The organism is [Clostridium] citroniae WAL-17108, from assembly GCF_000233455.1.
Lineage (GTDB): Bacteria > Bacillota > Clostridia > Lachnospirales > Lachnospiraceae > Enterocloster > Enterocloster citroniae.
Map to the genome: position 1 here is coordinate 200,364 of NZ_JH376429.1, position 21,624 is coordinate 221,987.

A 21,624-nucleotide genomic window follows, 5' to 3' on the forward strand; every position below is an offset into this window, starting at 1 on the left:
TCTTCCTCCCTCTATTCCTCTGCCTTAATTTTCCTGCTGACACCAAAGAACTTCATCAGCGTATCCATCAGCAGCACAGCGCCGTATGTAATGATGATCAGCACGGTTGCGTAAGCACAGGCCACGCCGTAATTGCCTTTTTCCGCCTGTTCATTGATCTGGCAGGTGATAAGCAGAAAGTCCGGTGTCACCAGCAGGATAATGGCGGAAATTGCCGTGATGCTGCGCACAAATGCAGTCACAAGCCCGCTGAAGAATGAATCCTTGATCAGCGGCAGGGTTACGGTCATAAACACCTTGGCGGAACCCGCTCCCATGTCATAGGCGGATTCCTCAATGGACTTGTCGATCTGGCGCAGGGCGGAGATACCGCTTCTGGTGCCGGTGGGAAGGCTTCGCACAATGAACACAATGATCAGGATCAGACCTGAGCCGTAGAGGCCGCTCATGATGCCTGTTCCGAACAGCCCCCTCGCATAGCCGCGGATATATCCGATGCCCAGGACCGTACCGGGAACCGCCATGGCCAGCATGGATACAAATTCAATGAATCCCTTGGCCTTGAATTTTTTCTTGACCACAAGGTAAGAGATCACCATGGATAAAAAGGCGGTCAGCGGGGCCGCAATGGCTGAGAGCACGAAGGAGTCCTTAAACGCCTTTAACCCGCTGGTCTTAAACATATACTGGAACCATTTAAGGCTCAGGCTGTAATCCCTGCCCCACAGGGTGAACATGGCTCCAAAGGGAACCATGATGTACATCAGAAGGACAAAGGCCGCCACCAGTCCGCAGAATATGGTCAAAGGCACGGTCACGCTCCTGTCCTCGATCAGCATCCTCATGCGGGATGCCTTGCCGGTCAGGGTAGCCGCTGTCTTCTTTTCCAGATAATACTTCTGGATCAGGAACAGCACCACGGTCAGGGAAAGCAGCACCACGGCCATGGCAGCCGCTCCGGTGGAGTCATAGGCGCCTGTGACCTGGAGATAGATGGTGGTTGCCAATGTATCGTAGGAACCTCCGATAAGCATGGGGTTTGCAAAGTCGGCCACAGACTCGATGAAGGTGACCAGAAAAGCATTTCCCAGTCCGGGGAGCAGAAGGGGGAATGTCACGCTGGTGAACACTTTCCACCTGGTCGCTCCCATATCCCTGGTGGCTTCCTCCAGAGAGGGATCGATATTTTTTAAAAGGCCTTTTAACATCAGGTAGCACACCGGGAAAAAGGTCAGGGTCTGCACAATGGCGATCCCCTTTAACCCGTACACATTGGAATCATAGATTCCCAGCAGGGACCGGGTGATGATGCCGCTGCGCCCGAACAGCATGATCATGGAAAGGGACAGCACAAAAGGCGGGGACACTACGGGCAGCATGGATACCAGGGAAAACAGCTTTTCCAGTATTTTTGTTTTCAGCTTTACATAAACCTCCACATAGGCGAATAAAAGTCCGATGGCAGTGGACGTAAACCCTGTGATCAGGCCCAGCACCACCGTATTCTTAAATGCCTTCTGAAACCGTTCCAGACTTAAGACCCGTTTGAACACATCCAGAGTGACACCGCCCTCCTCTGTACGGAAGCTGTCAACCAACAGCATAAAAAGAGGATACAGGATAAACAGCGCCAGGAAGATGAGCAGTACCACGATCATGCTCACCAGGATGGGGTCTGAGAAAAATTTCTTGCGCTCAAGCTCTGCGCTTTGCTTTCTGGCCACGATGAGGCCCCCCTTTCTGTCCGGGAACGCCTGTGCGCTCCCCATTTACATGTCTGTTAAAGCAGAGAATGCTGCGTAATGTACGTTTGGCGCATTACGCAGCACTCCCTCAATAACCTAATCTATCATTCTCGGATCGATTACTCAGTCAGGAAACGGCTGCTGTCTGCGCTGTCTGCAGAGCTTCCCAGTGCCTCAAAGAAATCTTCTACATATTTGGCGCTGTTCTGTTTTGCATCCTCGAAGTCATAATCGATGGTATTGTTCATGTCCAGACCAAACTTGGTTGCTTCCTCTGGCTGGGTCGCATTGCTCAGAACCAGGAACTGGTAGGAGCCATTTTCTTTTGCATGGTCCACACAGTCAGGAGACAGTGCGTATTCGATCCACAGCTTGGCTGCGTTTGGATGGGTGCATCCGTTAAAGATCGCAGTTGCGCCAACCTCAAAGGAGGTTCCGTCTTCGGGTACGATCAGCTGGATATTGTCATATCCCTGAAGGATCTGATAAATACCGTCATGGAGGAAACCGATACCGATGACACACTCACCTGGGCCTACCATCTTGGATGGGCCGGAGCCGGACTTGGTATACTGGGAAATGTTCTTGTCCAGTTTCTTAAAGTATTCCATTGCCTCGTCATGGCCCTTCATCTGAACCATGGTGTTGATCAGCAGCTTTGCTGTTCCTGCGGTATTGGGGTTGGACAGCATGATCAGGCCCTTGTACTCTTCCTTTGTAAGGTCATCCCATGTCTTGGGAGCTTCCAGGCCAAGGCGGTCCAGTTCTTCGGTGTTCACCATGAAGCCCAGGATTCCTTTGTAGATCCCATACCAGCAATTGGTAGGATCCTTGTAATTGTCATTGATCAGGTTCTTTGCATTGATGGCATCGTACTCCATCAAAAGCCCGTCTGCTACCGCCTCGTTATAGGGATCGGTTGTTCCGCCGAACCATACATCGGCAGAAGGTTTGCCGGCTTCCTCAGAGATCTTGGTGTAAACTTCTGAGGTGGAAAGCCTCTGGTACTTGGTTTTGATTCCATACAGGCTCTCAAAGTTCTTGCATGCCGCTGACAGATATTCCTCCTCACAGGAACCGTATACGGTCAGCTCGCCCTCGGCCTTTGCAGCCTCGATCAGAGCGTCCATGTCACCGCCTGCCGCCTCCGCCGCAGTGGTATCTGCTGCCGTTTCCTTGGTCTCCTCCTTGGATGCCTCTGTTGCCGCAGCTGTTGCGGGAGCTGCTGTGGTTGGAGTCTCGGTCTTTCCGCCGCCGCATGCGGTAAGGCTCATTGCCATGGTGCATGCCAACAATAGTGCCAGTTTTTTCTTCATAATAAATACCCCTCCTATCTTTTCTGATGTTTTCATCATATCAGAAAAGATGGAGGGGAAAAACCGTGTTTCGAGTAATATTGTCGTGATTTCTGAACTTGTTCTGTATTTTTTTATCTATTATCCACAATCATTCCGCTACATAATTGCTGCAAAGGGATTGTTCCTTTCGCAAAAGCGCCATGCCGGCAGCTGCCAGCACCGCCTGGGTCAGTGGAACCGAGAGCCACACCCCATAAAGTTCCATGACGGGCGGCAGCCCAAAAAACAGAAGCAGGCATAAGACCACAGGTTCCCCATACACCATGACATAGGAGAACAGGTTCCGCTTGGTGGCATAAAAATAGGAGGTTGTTGTCCTGCAAAAGGCAATGAAGATAAACCCCAGGGAAAACACCGGCAGGCTTCCTGCCACTATGGATGAAACCAGGCCGGACGCTCCGAAAAACCCGGGTATCATTTCCCTTAGCAGGTACAGCGTTGCCGCATTGGCCAATGCCACTGAGACGGCAAAAATATACGCCATGTTTCTGACCTTTCCGGCCAATTCCGGCTTTCCGATCCCAAGATAAAAGCTCATAAGGGGCTGGCTGCCGTCACCGATCCCCTGAAGGAGCAGCTGTACAATGGCCACCACATAGGAGACCACCGCATAGGCAGCCACAGCCGCCTCCCCGCCGTACACGGACGCGCTCCTGTTGATCAGCATGATCACAATAAATGGGGAAATAGTAAGCCCAAAGGGTGAAATACCCGTGCCTATGATTTTTGCAGCCTGGCTCCCCTTTAAGATAAAGTCCTTCTTTTTCAGCCCGCGGATCCTGGACCACATAAAGACCAGGCAGGGAACCACGGTCACCCCCTGTCCGATCACCGTGGCCGCGGCCGCTCCCGCAACTCCGTAATGGTACACGGCCACAAACAGGTAATCCAGCACAATATTGGTGACAAACCCGGCGATCATGGAGACCATGGCGGTAACCGCTCCGTCATAATTCCTGATCAGGGGCGCAAACCCGGTTGCAAAAAACTGCAGCAGGGAGCCGCCTGCCAGGATCTGAATGTAGATCATGGCCTCCTGGTATACCCGTCCCTCTGCCCCTGATATACGGAGCACTGGACCGCATACCCCAAACAGCAGCGCCATCACAAGAAGGCCGCCTGACAGCAGCAGGGTCATGGTATTTCCCAGGCACTCCATCTCCTGCCCTTCCTCCTGTTTTCCCCTGTGGAGCGTGATCCAGACAGCGCCTCCCATCCCGATCCCCGTGCCTGCCGCCTGAACCAGCGCGGCCATGGGATAAGCGATATTTACAGCCGCCAGCCCCAGGTCACCAATGTTCCTTCCTATAAAAAAGCCGTCCACAATGGTATATAGTCCTGAAAATGCAAATGCAAGCATGGACGGCAAAACCGCTTTAAAAAAACGTTTTAACATGACAAACCTCCATTTCTCTGATACACTTACACCAGTATAAACCTTAAAGTTACTTGAAAGTCAATTACATTTTTATGAGAATACCCTTTTATGAGAATACTTTTTATGAGAGTACACTGATACGAATTGGAGGCAAATGAATGAAACAAAACATGAAGCAGATCAACCGGATTAAGGAAGTATCCGAACTCTTCCACATCCCCTCCTCCGCCCTGCGGTATTGGGATGATGAGGGACTGGTCCGATTTGAGCGCACCGCTGATAACAATTACCGCCGTCCCACCTCCCAGACCATGGTGGATATCTGCGATGTAATGTTTTACCGGAGCCTTTCCCTGTCCATTAAGGAAATAAAGGCCATTCCCGGAATGAGCGTGGAAGAGGTGGGCAAAACCCTGGACGCCAATGCAAAGCACCTGGAGGAGCAGATCGTCCTGATCCGCCGGACCCTGGACAAGCTGCACACACGGCAGGCCATGGTCCGCCACATCCTGGAGATGGACCACTCTCACTATGAGACGGCCACGGACCGGCTCCCCGCCATGAAGCTGTTTGCATCAGATGATAAGCATGCCCTTGAGGTCTATGTAAACGATCCCTACCAGACCGCGATTCTGATCCGTCCGGAGACATCACAGGAGACACAGTACGGGGTATTCCTGGACCCGGCACCATCCGGCATTTTACCTGACGGTCCGGATACGGCCATCACCGGCACCATCCTCCGCCCCGCAGACGCCGTTCCCTGCCTTTACCTGAAAGGTATCCTCAAGGTAAACGCAGCCCTCCCTTCTGCCCACAATGCCCGGGACTTTGTAAAGGCAGCCCGCGGGATGGGATACCAGACCGGGGCTCTGGCCGGCCGGTATCTTCTCACAGCCAGCGAGGGATACCGCTGCGACTACTATGAGGCATGGCTGGAACTGTTGTGAGTCGCGGCCGGAGCTGTTGTGGGTTGCGGCTGGAACTGTCATAAGCCATTGACGGAACTAAAATTCCAAATGGTAAAATTCCAAATATCCTATTGACTATCGGGTTACACTATACCTTACAATAGTACGGTTATCCGGAGCAGTAAAGCAGATCCGGCTGTTCCAACTGAAAGGAGAGTGTCCAGATGTATCTGATCCTACATTATCTGAAACGCTATAAAACTTATGTATTTTTTAATATCCTGGCCATCCTGGGCTTTGCCGCCGCGGAGCTTGGCATTCCCACCATTGTATCCAGGATGATCGACAACGGCATTGTGCTGAATGACCGCGCCTATATTTACAAAATGGGAGCCGCCATCCTGGCCGTGGCCATTGCCGGAGGGATCGGGAACGTCCTGTTGGCTTACTGCAGTTCCCAGGTGAGTACCAGGATCACCAGAGATATCCGCAATGACATCTTCAGAAAGGCCCAGGAATTTTCCCACACGGAATATAACAAGTTCGGAATATCCAGTATGATCACAAGGACCACCAATGATGCATTCATCCTGATGCAGTTCATTAATATCATACTGCGCACCGCACTGCTCACCCCTATTATGATCATCATCAGCATGTTCATGGTCATCCGCACCAGCGTGACCCTGTCCATGGTCATAGGGGGATGTGTTCCTGTCATCTGCCTGGGCGTGTATCTGGTTGCCAGGACCAGCAACCCCATCAGTACCAGACAGCAGAAAGGGCTGGACCGCCTGAACAGGATTACCAGGGAAAACCTTACCGGTGTCCGTGTGATCCGCGCATTCTGTAAGGATGAATATGAGACGGAGCGTTTTTCCGATGCCAATGAGGATTATGCCAAAAATGCCAGGAAGCTGTTTAAGCTGATGTCGGTGACCCAGCCATCCTTCTTTCTGCTGCTGAATCTGGCCGTATCCATAGTATTTATCCTCTCCAGCAGGCTCATTGACATGGGCAGCCTCCAGGTGGGCAATCTGGTGGCCTTCCAGGAATACATGTTCCATGCCATGTTTTCCATGATGCTGTTCTCCCTGGTGTTTGTCATGTATCCAAGGGCCGAGATCAGCGCCAGGAGGATCAAGGAACTTCTGGATGAACAGCCCCTGATCCAGAATCCTAAAAATCCCGTGCTCTCAGGGGATGAAAGCGGCACCCTTGTCTTTGACCATGTATCCTTCCAGTACCCGGACGGGGAAGCCCCTGTTCTCAGGGACATCACCTTTGAAGCCGGACGTGGGGATACCGTTGCCTTTATCGGCAGCACGGGCAGCGGGAAAAGCACGCTGATCAACCTGATTCCCAGGTTCTATGACATCAGCTCAGGAAGCATCCGCATTGACAATGTGGATGTGCGCAAATATGATTTAAAGGCCCTGAGGGAAAAGATCGGGTTCATTCCCCAAAAGGCCCTGCTGTTTACAGGAAGCATCACGGAAAATATCCGCTACGGCAAACACGATGCAGTGCGGTCCGAGGTGGAGCACTCCGCAAAAGTGGCCCAGGCCTATGATTTTATCACGGAAAAACCTCACCAGTTTGATGAAATGATCGAGGAAGGCGGCGGCAATGTGTCCGGCGGCCAGCGCCAAAGGCTCAGCATTGCAAGAGCCGTGGTGCGTAAGCCCGATATCTATATATTTGATGATTCATTTTCCGCCCTGGATTTTAAAACAGACGCAAACCTGAGAAAAAAATTAAAAGAGGAGACAAAGGGTGCCATTACATTGATCGTGGCCCAGAGGGTCACATCCATTATGGACGCCACCAAGATCATTGTCCTCAACGAGGGGGTCGTGGTGGGCATGGGAACCCACAGGGAACTTCTTAAAAGCTGCAGTATTTACCATGAGATCGCCACCAGCCAGCTGTCAGAGGAGGAATTAGCACAATGAAACAAAACAATACAGGAATGAAACGCCTGATTCCATATTTGAAAGCATACCGTTTTAAAATAACAGGAGCCATCCTGCTGATCATTGCGGCCTCCTGCCTGATCGCCATCAGTCCAACCCTGGAGGGCATGATCACCACCCAGCTGTTTAACGATGTGACGGCCGGACACGGGGTCAACTTCGCTGTCATTTACAGGATCGTAGCCACTCTGCTGGTAGTTTACCTCACAGGAGCCCTGTGCAACTGCTCCTACCAGTTCCTGCTCACTGATGCCATCCAAAGCGCCATGGTGGACCTGAGGAATGATGTGGAGAGCAAGATCAGACGCCTGCCCATCTCCTATTTTGACCAGAATCCCCTGGGGGATACCATGAGCCGCGTATCCAATGACATGGAAACCATATCCAATGCGCTGCAGCAGAGCTTTGCCCAGATACTCAATGCCATCCTGGGGCTCACCCTGGCTGTCGCCATGATGTTTTCCATTCAATGGAAAATGGCCCTGGCCTCCATGCTGATCATCCTTGGCTCTGTTGTTATATCCAAGCTGATCGTAAAAAAATCCCAGCCCCTATTTGAGAAGCAGCAGAATGCCCTGGGTGCGCTGAGCGGAGTGGTGCAGGAAAGCTTTACGGGATTTAATGAGATCAAACTCTTTGGAAAGCAGGAGGATGCCCTCTCAGACTTCATGAAGGCCAACAACGAACTCTGCCGCAACGGCTTCCAGGCCCAGTTCATCAGCGGCCTGATGTCCCCGCTGGTATCCTTTATAACCTATGTGGGCATTGGATGTATCGCCATCATGGGCGCCCTGTATGCCCTGTCCGGAGTCATCGCGGTGGGACAGCTCCAGGCATTTATCCGTTACATCTGGCAGGTGAACCAGCCGCTTTCACAGATGACCCAGCTGTCCTCCGCCCTCCAGTCCTCCGCCGCGGCCGTACACCGTGTATTTGAATTCTTAAATGAGCAGGAGGAAACAGAGGATGACCATTGTATCCCGGCGCCGGAGCATGTTGAGGGAAATGTAGTCTTTGATGACGTACATTTCTCCTACACAGCAGAAAAGCCCCTGATCCAGGGGCTGAACGCCAATGTAAAAAGCGGGCAGATGGTTGCTATCGTGGGACCCACCGGTGTGGGAAAAACCACCCTCATCAATCTTCTCATGCGTTTTTATGATGTAACGTCAGGCGCCATTCTTATTGACGGCATTGACATCCGCCATATGAAGCGGAAGGACCTGCGCTCCAAATTCGGCATGGTGCTTCAGGACACCTGGCTCTTTAAGGGCACGATCCGTGAAAATATTGCCTACGGAAAGGACGATGCCACGGACGGGGAGATCATCCGGGCCGCAAAGATAGCCAATGTACACCATTTCATAACCACCCTTCCGGAGGGCTATGACATGATACTAAACGAGGAGTCCAGCAACATTTCCCAGGGTGAGAAACAGCTTCTCACCATTGCCAGGGCCGTGCTGTGCGACCCGCCCATCCTTATCCTGGACGAGGCCACCAGTTCTGTAGACACACGTCTGGAGCACATGCTCCAGGATGCCATGCAGAATATCATGAAGGGCCGCACCTCCTTTGTCATCGCACACCGTCTGTCCACCATCCGCAACGCCGACCTGATCCTTGTGATGCGGGACGGCAATATCGTGGAGCAGGGCACCCACCATGAGCTGCTGGAAAAGAAGGGTTATTATGAGCAGCTCTATCACGCGCAGTTTGCCGAGATCCTGTGACATATCCTAAGTCAGCCGGGGCCGAAAAACCGAATCAGTTTCAGAGTCTCTCCCCCTGTCCCGCTTAGGGTAAACCCATCCATGGCAGCGGGGAGAAAGAACTGCTCACCCTTATCCAGTGTCAGAACGTCTTCACCGATCCTTATGACGCCCTTTCCTTCCAGCACATACAGGCCGGAACAGTCCCCATTTTTGGGGATCCGTAAGCCGTCTTCCCGGAGGGGCAGGCCCTCTCCCTGTGGGGGGATGGTCAGGCAGTCCATGGAGAAAAAGGGCGTATCTTCATATCCCACCAGGGTATCCACCCTTCCCTCCCTGCAGTCTATCTTTTTTCTTCTCTTTAAAAACCAGCGCTTCTTTGTCTCTTTCCGGGACAGACCTTCATAATGAAAGCAGTCAAACATCCGCTCAAATCCCAGACCCTGATGGCACATCGCGTCCTCCACACTGTACCCGGAGGGTGTCACCCGCTCCACCCGTATGGTGTAGTCCGTTGGTTCCTGGATTTCTGTCAGGAAGCACCCTGCCCCAATGGCATGGGGAACGCCGCCCTCGATCAGTACCGTGTCCCCTGGCTCCACCTCAAACCGGTGCAGGCACTGAAGCATCCCGTCTATATCCTGCCGGTCAAACAGGCCCATCCACTGCTGTCTTGTGACGCCTTCCTTAAATCCCATGTATACACACGGTTTTTCTCCATTGACGGTCCGGCCGCCCAGAATATGCCAACACTCCGTCTTTCCGTATTCGGATCCGAACAGCTCCCTTGCCTTATCCCTGTCAGGGTGCACCTGGACAGCCAGCCGCTCCGCGGAATCAATGAGTTTTACCAGCACGCCCATGGTAGTTCCCAGGCGTTTCACATGGTCTGTACCAAGGAACGAAGACGGATCAGACTGGATCACTGATCTCAGCGTGATATCCGTTCCCTGTACATGGCTCATGCCCTCCTCTTTTACAGACTCCCGACCCGGGTTTCTGGCAGCGACCAGGGAAACGATCCATTCCTCGGGGAAATGTCCGTCCGTTCCAACCGCGCATCCGTGGAACTCATCCAGCATTTTGCCTCCCAGATACGTCCTCCAGGCCCTTGCATGGTCCAGCCTGACCGGCAATCTGCTGCTAACCGGCAATCTACTGCTAACTTGCAATCCACTGCTAACTTGCAATCCACTGCTAACCTGCAATCCACTGCTAACCTGCGTTTGATCCATGTACTCCTCCCTAAAATCCGTTGTGATCGGACAGTTCCTTAAACCAGTGTCCGGATCTTTTCATGGTGATTTTGCATCCGTCATGGATATCCACCCGCAAAAGCCCATACCGGTTCTTGTAAGCATTGATCCAGGACCAGCAGTCAAATGGCGCCCACAGATGATACCCAAAACAATTGCATCCCTCTGATATGGCTTTGTGAAGGTACTTTAAATGCTCCTTGATAAACTCAATGCGGTAATCATCCTCCACCATGCCTGATTCCCCTATGTATTGCTCCTCGTCCTGGATTCCCATCCCATTTTCAGAGATATACCATGGGATATTTCCATAATTTTCCTTAATGTTCATTGCAATATCATAGATCGCAGGCTCATAGATCTCCCATCCCCTGGAGCGGTTCATCTTCTGCCCCTCAAACTCATAGGATTCATAGTATTTCTCCGGCATCAGCGGTCCCTCATAGGCAGTGGTCCTGGCCTTTGCCCTTCTGGGATGATAATAATTCACCCCCAGATAGTCCACCGTGTTCTCCCGGATGATATCCATGTCCCCTTCCCTGGTCTTAGGAAGGATCCCCTCCGCCTCTAAAAGGGCTGTCAATTCCTGGGGATACGTTCCCTTTACCGAGGGATCCAGGAAGGAGCGGTTAAAGATCAGATCCAGGGTGTCCGCCGCTTTCCGGTCTTCCTCCCGGTCCGGATCCTGGCAGTAGGTGGGGGTGAGGTTAATAATGATGCCGATTTTTCCGTCACACCTGCTTTTTCTGAATTCCGCAACCGCCAGACTGCTGGCCAGCTGCACATGGTAGCCCACCTGGGCTGCCTTTGCAGCATCACAAACAGCCGGATAGTGCCGCTGGTACAGGTATCCGGTTTCCGGGATGATAACCGGCTCATTAAAGGTTGTCCAGTACTTCACCCGGTCCCCGAAACGCTCAAAGCAGACTGCTGCAAATGCCGCAAAGGCGTATGCTGTCTCCCTGTTTTCAAAACCGCCTTTTTCCACCCAATACAGCGGAAGATCAAAATGGTGAAGGCACATCATGGGCTCAATTCCGTTTTCTATGAGGGCATTGATCACCTGGTCATAGAAACGGATCCCCTCCTCATTCACCTTGCCGTCACAGCCGCAGATGATCCTGCTCCACTGAATGGAGGTGCGGTAGGATTTGATCCCTGCCTGCTTCATCTTCTCTATGTACTCAGGGTACTTGTGGTAAAAATCAGAGGTCACTGACGGCCCCACCTGGCCGAAAAAGCGTTCCGGCTCCTTGTCAAACCAGTAATCCCACTCAGAGGCCACCCTGTGCCCTTCCCTGCTTCCTCCTTCCGACTGGGGACCGGAACTGGCTCCTCCCCATAAAAAACCTTCTGGAAAATGATATGTCATAACCTTACTCTCCTTCATTTATATTGTATGTTCCAATTGATCATGATATAGATAATAATAGAGCGCTCCGTACAGGTTTGCCTGGTTCCCGTTGGTACATGCACAGATATTGGGCCTCAGATAGCCCGGTCTCTGCCCGTCCAGCAGTTCCTCTGTCTTAAGGCGGATCCCCCGGATGATATCCGCATTGGCGCTGATCCCTCCGCCAATGGCGATCATTTCCGGGTCAAAGGAAAACTCCAGGGTAATGCATCCCACAGCCATCCAATAGTAAAATTCTTCCAAAAGTTCTGTGGCCAGCCCGTCTCCATCCATGGAACGGCAAACCAGTTCCTTTCCCGTGACAATTTCTTCAATGCCTTTGCGCTTCCTGTATTTCCTTGCCTGCTTTTCCAATGTGTAATCGCTCCAGGTGAGAAGTACCCCGTCCTTAAATCCCCCCATAGGGAAATTTCCAAACTCCCCGCGGTTCATGGTAACTCCCTTGTAGAGGTGTCCATGTTCCACCACAGCTCCTCCGATCCCTGTGCCGCAGATAACAAATACCACGTTTTTACAGTTCCTGGCCACACCCTTCCACAGTTCCCCCATGGCGGCGCATTTTGCATCATTGGCCATGGTTACCGTAAAACCGCCCAGGCGCTGTGACAGCAGTTTTTTTAATTCTACATCATGTATGTAGGGGACTGCACTGATCCCCCTGATGATTCCTTCCCGGCTGTGGACTTCCCCGGGAAAGCTGAAAGCCGCGCCTTGTATGTCCCACTGCTTCGAGGTTTTGAGGAAAATCTCCCGGATCTTATCTAAAAATGTTTCCAGGCCGGCTGCCGGTGTCTCAAATGAATCCCTCAGGCAGAATCTCCCCTGTTCATCCGACACCCCATACTTGACACCGGTCCCTCCCACATCAAAGACCAGTATCACAGCTCATCCTCCTGCCACCGGTAAATATATGCTGTATTTTCAGGAACTGTGAACTCCGCGGCCGGACCTGCAGCGGTCACGGCCCCTGTCATTACATTTTCAATGGAAACACCTTCCGGAAGCCCCTGGATACAAACCGGCTGCTTTACGGTATCAAAGTTGATCACCAATGCCGCGGACCACTCTCCGGCCCTGATAAAACTCACATGGACCCGTTCTCCCTTTTGCACAGTCACCATATCCGGGCAGCACTCCTTTACAAGGGGCATCACCGTGTCCTCCACTTCCCTGATGCTGTTTTTCTTCAGCTCCACACCCAGGAAGGAATTAAAATACAGGGTCTTTCCCTTACCGAATCCATGGAGCACCACGGCCGGGCTTCCGTCCTCCATGGTTCCCAGTACCTGGGCATCCTCCCGAACTTCCAGCTTCTGCTCCATGAAATTACAGGGGATCCTTTCACCTCCCAGGCAGAAGGAATGACCTGAATCCACGTCCGTCTCCACCAGACCAAAGAGGCTGCTCAGCTTCCTTCCCGGAATCCCTTCACAGGGCACCTCCCCGTACTCATTAACGCTTGCCAGCCTTGCGTCCGCGATCAGGAGGCCGCCCTGCTCCACAAACCGGGTGAGTCTGTCAGCCATATCACTGCTGATGCTCAGGATGGAGGGAAGCACGATGACCCCTGTATCCTCCTCATTCAGGTCCTCAAGATCTGTAAATTCCGGCAGCACCCCGTGATTCCAGAACAGGCGGTACCATCCTTCCACATCCTCGCTCCAGAAACTGTTATTCCACTTTAAAAACGCATCAAAATACAGCCTGGAGGAATAGGAGACAGCTATTTTCACCATGGGCTTTGCAATGGAGAAATCACCAAACAGATCCTCCTGTGCGCGGATCAGGGAGACCAGCTCCTTCACTTTCTCCGCCTTTTCATTGGGCGTCCCGTCCATTCTTGTAAGTCCCCGTCCCGTGGACTGGTATCCATGGAGGAAGGGACGCCATCTCCACAGCTGCATGCCCTGGGCTCCGGTGAACATGCACATCAGGATCCAGTCATACAGCTCCTGCCCGGTAACCTCGGATCCCGGTGTGAGCACAGACTGGGTATGGGTCTGCAGCTCATTGACCAGGTAGGGCTTGCCCGCCTTTCTGGCCGCCCCGGCCGGAATGCTGTAGTACATGGACATGGTCCACGGCGTATTCCTGTAGTTGCGCCCCCAGCTCTTGGGATAAAAGGTGGAGCCATAGATATCCGGTATTTTTGCTGTTGCAAACTCATCATTATTGCGAAGGGTCACATCCCCTGACAGGATCTGGGCGCTGGTCCCGTCTATGATAATGGGATGGCTGGTATCGTATTTCCTGGCCGTATCATATAGGAATCTGCAGATTTCCGTCAAAGTCACACTGCGGAACCGCTCATACTCCAGATCCGGCATGATGCTGCTCCATATGCTGTAGGCGGACCGTCTTTTTTCAGGGAAAATCTGTGAGAATCCCTCATACCTGCGGTACCATACCCGGTTCAGGTGTTCAATGGTCCCATATGTTTCCTTCAGCCACTCCTGGTATTTCCCAATGGTATACCTGTCATCGCTTCTGAAATGTGCCTCGTTAAACACATCATATCCGTATACTGCACTGTGGTCCTTAAAGGCATTGATGGCTTCCCGGAAAAATACATCAATGTATTCCCTTACCACAGGGTGATTCAGGTTGGCCCAAAAACAATTCTCGTTAAAATGTTCTCCCCGCTCATCATGGATCATCATCTCGCTGGTCAGGGCACTGTCAGGCATGAACTCCTGGGCCTGATTCTGGCCAAAGAGCTGAAGGATGGCCTTCATACCCAGCTTTTCACACTCATCCAGTACCATTCTGGTCTGATCAAATACCCACTCATGAGAATCCTTTGCCAGCCATGGGTTTCCCACCGGCCACAGCGTGATCAGATTACACCCGTATTCCTGCATCTGAGACAGATCCCTGCGGATCTCCTCCTGTGTGTAATCCTGTTCAATGATATAAACCGCGCCGAATAAAAACTGTTTCTTATCTTCCTGCTTCCTGTTTTCCTGCTTCATGTCTTCCTCCTTGATCCCACTGATAATCCCATTATAATGATCCAAAGGAAAACAAAAACCATAGATTCTACACTACTGTCCAATATTCTACACTTAACGGTTGCGGTAGGAAGTGGGAGTAAATCCTGTGTATTTCTTAAAGATAAAAGCAAAATATTTGTAATCGCTAAATCCTGTCTCCTCAGCAATGGCGTAAACCTTTGTCTCAGGCTCCGCGTCCATCCGCTTTTTGGCCTGTTCGATTCTGTATTTATTCAGCCAGTCCGTAAAATTCTCACCTGTCTCCTCCTTGAACACGCGGCTGAAATAATTGGGGGTCACATACACGGCCTGGGCCACATCCCCCACCTGGATGCTCTCGGAAAAGTGTTCCATGGCATAGGCAAGCCCTCCTGCCACAATCCCCTTGTACTTGCCGTTGCTCTGCCGGTCCACGGCTGCCAGGGACTCGCTGTATATGTCCTTCATCCACATTTCCAGATCTTGTGCCGTTTCATACTTTGATATCTCATTGTAGTAATAATAATTTTTTCCCAGCGCCTGTTCCGGCGACACGGAAAAATGCTCCAGCTGGCGCATGGCGATCAGCACCAGATACATACAAAACTGCTCCGTTCCCCTGCGCCCCAGGTCCTGCTCCATCACATATTTCTGGAACACCATTTCCAGCGCATCATAAACCCTGTTTTTATCCAGCAGTCTCACCGCATCGCTGATCTCCTGCTCCTCCTCAGGGGTAAGGAACAGCCTGGCATGTTCAGACCCGTTTCTGGGATCGCCCTCCCTTACAATGATCTGACTGCTCCCCTGTTTGATCCTCTCCTCCACAGCCTCGTCCGCTGACCGGTAGGAAATCTTAAGATCCTGTATGGCCTTTACCTTTTTTCCAATGCCCACGGATATGGAGACCCCGTAGTACTTGCGCATACAGAACTGGACTTCCTTGCAGCACCTGGTAATCTTTTTTGTCTCCTGGTCCGTGCCCAGGATCACCATCACCCTGGCCTCGCCCTCATCGCAGATAACAGCACTGCCGCAGGCTCCCAGCACTTCCTCGGCAATGTTGGACATGGCATATTTTAAAAGCCCGGCCTCCCGTTCCCCGCTTGCGATCAGCTGATAATAATAGTCAATACAGAAAATAATGATCTGATGCTCCTGCCCTGAAAAGTCCATGCCCAGGGCCCCTGCCTGCTCTGTAAAGGCAGTTTCACCAATCTCTCCCTGGAAATAGCGTTTCACACAGCGGTTGCGCATCATGGGAAGGTTTTCCTTTAAAAGCACGGTCTTCTGGGTCCTGCTGACAACAGTGGCATTTTCCTGACGGACCTGATCAGCCAGCTTCCTGACCAGTTTTGTCAGATCCTCTGTGTTAATGGGCTTTAACAGATAATCCGCCGCTCCCAGGCGTATGGCTTCCCTGGCATACTCAAATTCGCTGTAACCCGTAAGGAACACCACCCTTACCTTGGGAAGCTTTTCCTTTAATTCCTTTGCAAAACGGATCCCGTCCACAATGGGCATCCTGATATCCGTGATCACAATATCCGGCTTTTCCGTCAGGGCTTTTGCCATACCGTCCCTTCCGTTCCCCGCAGTCCCCACCACCTGCACATCCAGGCTCTCCCAGTCCACTGCCCTTACGATTCCCTCCCGGATCACCGGTTCATCATCAACCACCATCATTCTAATCATTTGATATTCCCCCTTTACGTATCGCCTCTCTATACAGCAGTCCTATCCCCTTCCAGGATAAAAGGCTGCACCACCCGCACGATCAACCCCTTTGGTATGCGTTTTTCAAACCGAAGACCGTATTCTTCCCCATAGCAGAGCCTGATCCGATCATTCACATTGGAAAGCCCCATGCCCTTAAGCCCTTCCCTGTACTGATCCATCAATGCCTTCAGTTCCTCCGTATCCGCATCCATACCGTCATTTTCCACGGTCATGATAAGATCATTCTCTTCCCTGTAAATCCTGATCCATATGGTACCCGGTTCCCCTGTGGGCTCCAGGCCGTGCACAATGGCATTTTCCACCAGGGGCTGAAGCACGAACCGCACGGTTTCGCAGCCCATTACCCCCTCGTCCGCTTCCACCGCAAACTCAATGGAATCCGTGTGACGGCATTCCTGGATCATGATATAGTTTCGTATGTGCTCCAGTTCCCCTGCTACCGTGGTAGTCTTTCCCGTATCCTTTACAGATGCCCGAAATAGTTTGGAAAGGGCTTCTATGAGACGGCAGGTCTCTCCCGCCTGTTCCATGCGGCTCATCCAGCAGATGGTATCTAGCGTGTTGTACAGGAAATGAGGATTGATATATGCCTGCATGGCCCGTATCTGTGCATCCTTTTCCCTGATCTTGGCCAGATACACCTGATTTACCAGCTCATCCAGCCTGGCGCTCATCCTGTTAAATGCCTTTGCCAGCAGGGACAGTTCCTCATACCCCGTCTCCGGCAGCTTCCGTTTAAAGTGATCTTCCTCAATATGCTTCATGGAAGACTCCAGCCGCTTTAACGGCCGGATCACAAACCGGGAAAGGAAAAATCCCGCCAGGGCGCACAGGACAACGGCCAATATGCCGGACGTGATCAAAAGCTGCCGGACCACAGCCGTCTCCCCGGATATCTGGCTTAAGGAAATCTGCTTCACCACATACCAGCCCGGATACTTTACCCTGGCGCAGGCTGTCATCACCGGAGTTCCGTCCACCTTCATCTGCTGGCTGCTGTACTCCTCATCCAGCTTCAGGTTGGGCAGTATTTCAGACACAGCCTTTCCCTCCTGGTCAGGGTCTGTGGAGATGATGATCCTGCCGTCCTCCACAATGTAATATGCTTCCCCGTCAGCGCGGTAATCATTTAACAGCCGTTTCAGGTTCTGCTTCTTGAAATAGATCTGCTGGAAACCAATGGGAATCCCAATATCATTGATGTCATGGATGCATCTGGCATATCCGTACAGCTCATCACTTCTCAAGTCCCCGTAATCCGCCACATGGATATCTGTCCGGAACAGAGGACCCCCGCTCTTTTCCATCAGCAGCTCTTTAACCGGTCCGCTGATCCCTTCCGTGACCGAACTGGAGCTGTAGCGCCTGCCGTCCAAGCGCACAAAATCCACGGCATAGATGTATTCCTCATATGCAATCTGGTTTAAAACATACTGGTTCAGGCTGTACCAGGCCTGTTCCACCTCATCCGGATCCCTGGCCAGCAGGTACTCGCGCACCATCTCATTCTGATAGAATGACAGGGAGCTGTTCTGCAGGTTTTTCATGATCCCTTCAATATTAGAAGCGATCTGGGATGTATTGCTTTGATTCAGGACCCTGACATTTTCCGTTATGATCTTACGGTACTGTCTGTAGGAGATAACTCCCAGTATGGCGGTAGGTACAATGATCAGCACCAGGATCACTGCAAATATGGTCTTTTGAAGACTTCCAAACATCCTTTTCCACAACATTTTCATCATTTCCTCCGATTGAGACTCCTGCCTCACAGGTGGGTGAATCCGCCTCTGAATGTTTTACGGTTCCCCTGAAAACGCATATAAGACAAGCTGTAAACAGCCTGTCTGACATGCAAAACGAATGATCGGTCTTAACCCTTAACCGCTCCCGCGGTCATGCCTTTCATAATCTGATTATAGAACAAAAGATACATAATCACCACAGGAAGTGTGGAAACCACAAGGGCTGCCAGCATCAACGGATAATTTACCGTATAGCTTCCCACAAAATTGGTAAGTCCAATGGGCATTGTCTTAAGAGAATTACTTCTGATCAATACCAGCGCCAGCGGAAATTCATTCCAGGTGTTCAGGAAGGTGAGGATGGCACTGGTGGATAACACCGGCCTGCACATGGGCATTACAATGGCAAACATGGTATGTAGAAAGGAGCTTCCGTCTATACATGCCGCCTCCTCGATCTCAATGGGCACGCTGGCCACAGAGCTTTCCACCAGAAACACTGCCACCGGAAGGGCGAATGCGATATAGGGCAATATCAATGTGTATCTTTTATTCAGGAGTCCCAATGACTTAAATTCCACAAAGATGGGAATCAAAAGAGCGTAAATGGGGATCAGCATTCCGGACAAAAACATATAGTACACAAATGTCCTTCCCCTGAATTTAAACCTGGACAGACAGTAGCCTGTCACAAAAGCGATCACGATCACAACGGCAACAGTGATCAGGGTGTTAAACATACTGTTCATAAAGTAGGAGCCGATGTTCCCCTCCTCAATGGCCCGGGCGTAATTGTCAAATATCAGCTTCTTTGGAAGGCTCAAAATATCCAGTGAAAACTCCTGATCTGTTTTCAGGGATGAGTAGATCATCCATATGATGGGGAAAATGCAGGTTACGGAAAACAATGTCACAAATCCGTTGGCAATCACTGTTTCCACGGCTTTTACCGCTTTTTTCATGCTTCCTCCTCCTTCTTTCTTCCAACCAGCTTACTGATAACGATCAGGCCCAGGCTCAGGATCAGGATCCCAATGGCCGCCGTACTTCCGTATCCGTAACGCATCCGGTTCATGGACACATTGTAGGCATAGAGGGCCACCACCTCAGAGCTGGTTCCCGGTCCTCCGCCGGTCATGACAAAAATCTGGTCAAATGTCTTCATATTTCCGGATATACACAGCATCACGGTCACCATCAGAGTGCTCTTAATAAGGGGCATTACAATGTAAAAGGACTTCTTCCACCCCGTGGCCCCGTCCAGCTCCGCCACTTCCAGGACGCTCTGGTCAATTCCCTGGATAGCTGCCAGCAGTATGATCAGGTAATATCCAATAAACTGCCACACCTTTGGGATGGCCAGGGAGCCGATTACAATGTCCGGGTTATCCAGCCACAGCTGGATATAGCGCTCCAGCCCCAGGCTCCGCATCAGTGTGTTCACAATTCCATACTCGGAATTATACATGATCCTCCACAAAAATCCTACCACCACTGCGGACAGCACCACCGGAAAGAAGATAACGGTTCTGTGCAGATTCTTAAACTTCAATATTCTGGACTGTAACAGCATGGCAATGATAAAGGCAATTCCGATCTGACCGATCACAGTCCAGAATATGAAGGTCAGGTTATTCATAAACGCACTCCAGAACGCCTTGTCGTGTATCAATTCCACATAGTTCCGGAATCCGATAAATGTCCTCTCAGGCCCGCCGTTCCACTCAAAGAAGCTGTTGTACACTGCCACGAACAGGGGCATGATGCAGCATATGGCGAAAATCACAAGCCCGGGGGCCAGCAATCCATAGATGACTGCGTTTTTGGGCCTCAATGCCTTACTCATATTCTTCACTCACTTTCAGTTATTTTCATACTCAGTCTGGATCCTCTGAGCCAGTTCCTCCGGTGTCACCCTGCCGATAAGCAGTTCCTGAAGTCCTCCCTGCATCACATCAATCACGCCTGAACTCAGCTGATGGTCATATACCGGGATAAAGGGCCTGCCTTCTGCAAATGCATCAAACTTAGCTGCCACGGTTTCAGTGATCTCCACATCTTCCCCTGGTTTTACCGCTGACAGAGTTCCCTCCTCAATGGCAGCCGTGCCATATTCAGGACCTGTCATAGCCTTCAACATATCCTTTACCACTTCCAGCTTCTCAGGGCTTAACTTAGAGCTGACCGCAATTGCCCATCCTGCGCCTCCTGTGATCGCTTCCGGATTGCCCTTTCCGCCTTCCACCATGGGAAGAGCTGCCATTTCCGTCACATTTTTCACATCATCAGGGCAGTTCTCATCAAAATTGGCAATGGCCCAGCTTCCGTCAATGGTAATAGCCGCCTTGCCGTTCATATACATCTGTCTCTGCTGTGCTCCGTCAATACTGTTCACGTCCTCGTTAAAGGCGCCTGCCGCCGCCAGGTCGCTGAGGGCCTGAAGGGAAGCTACAAACTCCGGATCCGTGAATTTTGCACCGCTGTTATCACGGATGCTCTGATACCACTCATCACCGGTGAGGCGGTTTCCAAGAGTGCTCATGATTACGGATTCCGCATTCCATTTCTCCTTGTTGCCCAACACGATGGGTGTAACTCCAATGGACTTCAGGTCTGGAATGATATCGATCAGTTCATCCCAGGTCTTGGGAAATTCCTTGATCCCCGCCTGAGCAAACAGGTCTGTATTGTAGAATACACATGTATTTGTCACCTGGAATGGAATAGCGTATATCTTTTCATCAATGGTGAAATTGGAGAACACGCCCTCCTTAAAATTATCTCTCCACTGTGGATCCTCTGCCAGGATATCATCCAGCGCGTACATTTTCCCGTTTTCCACAAATGTCTGAGCCATCTGTCCCTTTACCATAAACACATCAGGCAGTTCATCCCCTGCCGCCAGGGTCTGTACCTTGGTAGCCAGATCCGCATTGGATACGGACTCTTCATCCAGCACCACATTGGGATGTTCCTCCAGATACTTGTCTAACAATGGCTTCATAGCCTTGGTAACACCCTCTCCCGGTATAAAGAAGTCCAGCATGGATATTTCCACCTTTTCCTCCTTTTTTGTATCTCCACTCTGCCCGCAGCCTGCCATGGATACAGCCACAGCCCCCGCACATAAGATACTAAGTAAGCGCTTTAATGCATGTTTTCTCATAATGAAATCCTCCTCTGATTCAAATCCGCCGCAGCGGTTTCTGTTAACGGAATTATAGCAAAATCCCCTGACACTTATAATACAGCATATCCATTAAAATATCAGAAATTCTATACACCCTTTCTCTTTTCTGCCTTTTATATGGGGAAATGCCGTTGGTGCGGGAGGGGATGGCTGAGACGGGAGGGAATGGAGGATGGCTGAGTGGGTGGCGGCGTGGGGCAAACAGGCAAGATGAGGGATGCCGTCCA

At 51.3% G+C, this 21,624-nt stretch carries 15 protein-coding genes; 3 read left to right on the forward strand and 12 right to left on the reverse strand.

Annotated elements, in window-relative coordinates; all coding sequences use genetic code 11:
- Positions 1–11 precede the first annotated feature (11 nt).
- The 3 genes from HMPREF9469_RS25610 to HMPREF9469_RS25620 form a co-directional block, all read right to left on the reverse strand.
- Positions 12–1,724, reverse strand: coding sequence for an ABC transporter permease (locus HMPREF9469_RS25610; RefSeq protein ID WP_007869037.1), 1,713 nt, complete (start codon positions 1,722–1,724; stop codon positions 12–14).
- Between the two features lie 140 nt (positions 1,725–1,864).
- Complete coding sequence (locus HMPREF9469_RS25615) at positions 1,865–3,061, reverse strand: ABC transporter substrate-binding protein (protein WP_007869040.1); 1,197 nt, start codon at positions 3,059–3,061, stop codon at positions 1,865–1,867.
- 130 nt (positions 3,062–3,191) lie between these two features.
- A complete protein-coding gene (locus HMPREF9469_RS25620; RefSeq protein WP_007869042.1) occupies positions 3,192–4,499 on the reverse strand; it encodes an MATE family efflux transporter in 1,308 nt (435 codons plus the stop codon).
- Positions 4,500–4,639: 140 nt separating this feature from the next.
- On the opposite strand from HMPREF9469_RS25620, the gene HMPREF9469_RS25625 reads away from it, so the two are divergent.
- The 3 genes from HMPREF9469_RS25625 to HMPREF9469_RS25635 all read left to right on the forward strand — a co-directional run bounded on the left by HMPREF9469_RS25625 (position 4,640) and on the right by HMPREF9469_RS25635 (position 9,101).
- On the forward strand, positions 4,640–5,431 hold the full coding sequence (locus HMPREF9469_RS25625) for a MerR family transcriptional regulator (protein WP_007869044.1): 792 nt from the start codon (positions 4,640–4,642) through the stop codon (positions 5,429–5,431).
- 185 nt (positions 5,432–5,616) lie between these two features.
- Complete coding sequence (locus HMPREF9469_RS25630) at positions 5,617–7,347, forward strand: ABC transporter ATP-binding protein (RefSeq protein ID WP_007869046.1); 1,731 nt, start codon at positions 5,617–5,619, stop codon at positions 7,345–7,347.
- Positions 7,344–9,101 carry an ABC transporter ATP-binding protein gene (locus HMPREF9469_RS25635; RefSeq protein ID WP_007869052.1) on the forward strand — a complete coding sequence of 586 codons (1,758 nt, stop codon included), beginning with the start codon at positions 7,344–7,346 and terminating at the stop codon, positions 9,099–9,101. The genes HMPREF9469_RS25630 and HMPREF9469_RS25635 overlap by 4 nt, the downstream gene beginning before the upstream one ends.
- A gap of 11 nt (positions 9,102–9,112) precedes the next feature.
- Here the strand turns inward: HMPREF9469_RS25635 and HMPREF9469_RS25640 are convergent, their stop codons facing one another.
- The 9 genes from HMPREF9469_RS25640 to HMPREF9469_RS25680 form a co-directional block, all read right to left on the reverse strand.
- Positions 9,113–10,315 (reverse strand): type I phosphomannose isomerase catalytic subunit, encoded by a 1,203-nt coding sequence (locus HMPREF9469_RS25640; RefSeq protein ID WP_007869054.1) that lies wholly within the window; start codon positions 10,313–10,315, stop codon positions 9,113–9,115.
- Between the two features lie 10 nt (positions 10,316–10,325).
- On the reverse strand, positions 10,326–11,708 hold the full coding sequence (locus HMPREF9469_RS25645; RefSeq protein WP_007869057.1) for a glycoside hydrolase family 1 protein: 1,383 nt from the start codon (positions 11,706–11,708) through the stop codon (positions 10,326–10,328).
- 18 nt (positions 11,709–11,726) lie between these two features.
- A complete protein-coding gene (locus HMPREF9469_RS25650) occupies positions 11,727–12,632 on the reverse strand; it encodes an ROK family protein (protein ID WP_007869059.1) in 906 nt (301 codons plus the stop codon).
- Positions 12,629–14,722, reverse strand: a complete 2,094-nt coding sequence (locus tag HMPREF9469_RS25655; RefSeq protein ID WP_007869060.1) for a beta-galactosidase — start codon at positions 14,720–14,722, stop codon at positions 12,629–12,631. Before HMPREF9469_RS25655 ends, HMPREF9469_RS25650 begins: the two co-directional genes overlap by 4 nt.
- Positions 14,723–14,815: 93 nt before the next feature.
- A complete protein-coding gene (locus HMPREF9469_RS25660; RefSeq protein WP_007869061.1) occupies positions 14,816–16,417 on the reverse strand; it encodes a response regulator in 1,602 nt (533 codons plus the stop codon).
- Positions 16,418–16,446: 29 nt separating this feature from the next.
- On the reverse strand, positions 16,447–18,204 hold the full coding sequence (locus HMPREF9469_RS25665) for a cache domain-containing sensor histidine kinase (RefSeq protein ID WP_007869062.1): 1,758 nt from the start codon (positions 18,202–18,204) through the stop codon (positions 16,447–16,449).
- 131 nt (positions 18,205–18,335) lie between these two features.
- A complete protein-coding gene (locus HMPREF9469_RS25670; protein WP_007869063.1) occupies positions 18,336–19,169 on the reverse strand; it encodes a carbohydrate ABC transporter permease in 834 nt (277 codons plus the stop codon).
- On the reverse strand, positions 19,166–20,053 hold the full coding sequence (locus HMPREF9469_RS25675) for a carbohydrate ABC transporter permease (RefSeq protein WP_007869064.1): 888 nt from the start codon (positions 20,051–20,053) through the stop codon (positions 19,166–19,168). Before HMPREF9469_RS25675 ends, HMPREF9469_RS25670 begins: the two co-directional genes overlap by 4 nt.
- 15 nt (positions 20,054–20,068) lie before the next feature.
- Positions 20,069–21,373: an extracellular solute-binding protein gene (locus tag HMPREF9469_RS25680; RefSeq protein ID WP_007869066.1), complete on the reverse strand. Its 1,305-nt coding sequence runs from the start codon at positions 21,371–21,373 to the stop codon at positions 20,069–20,071.
- Positions 21,374–21,624 lie beyond the last annotated feature (251 nt).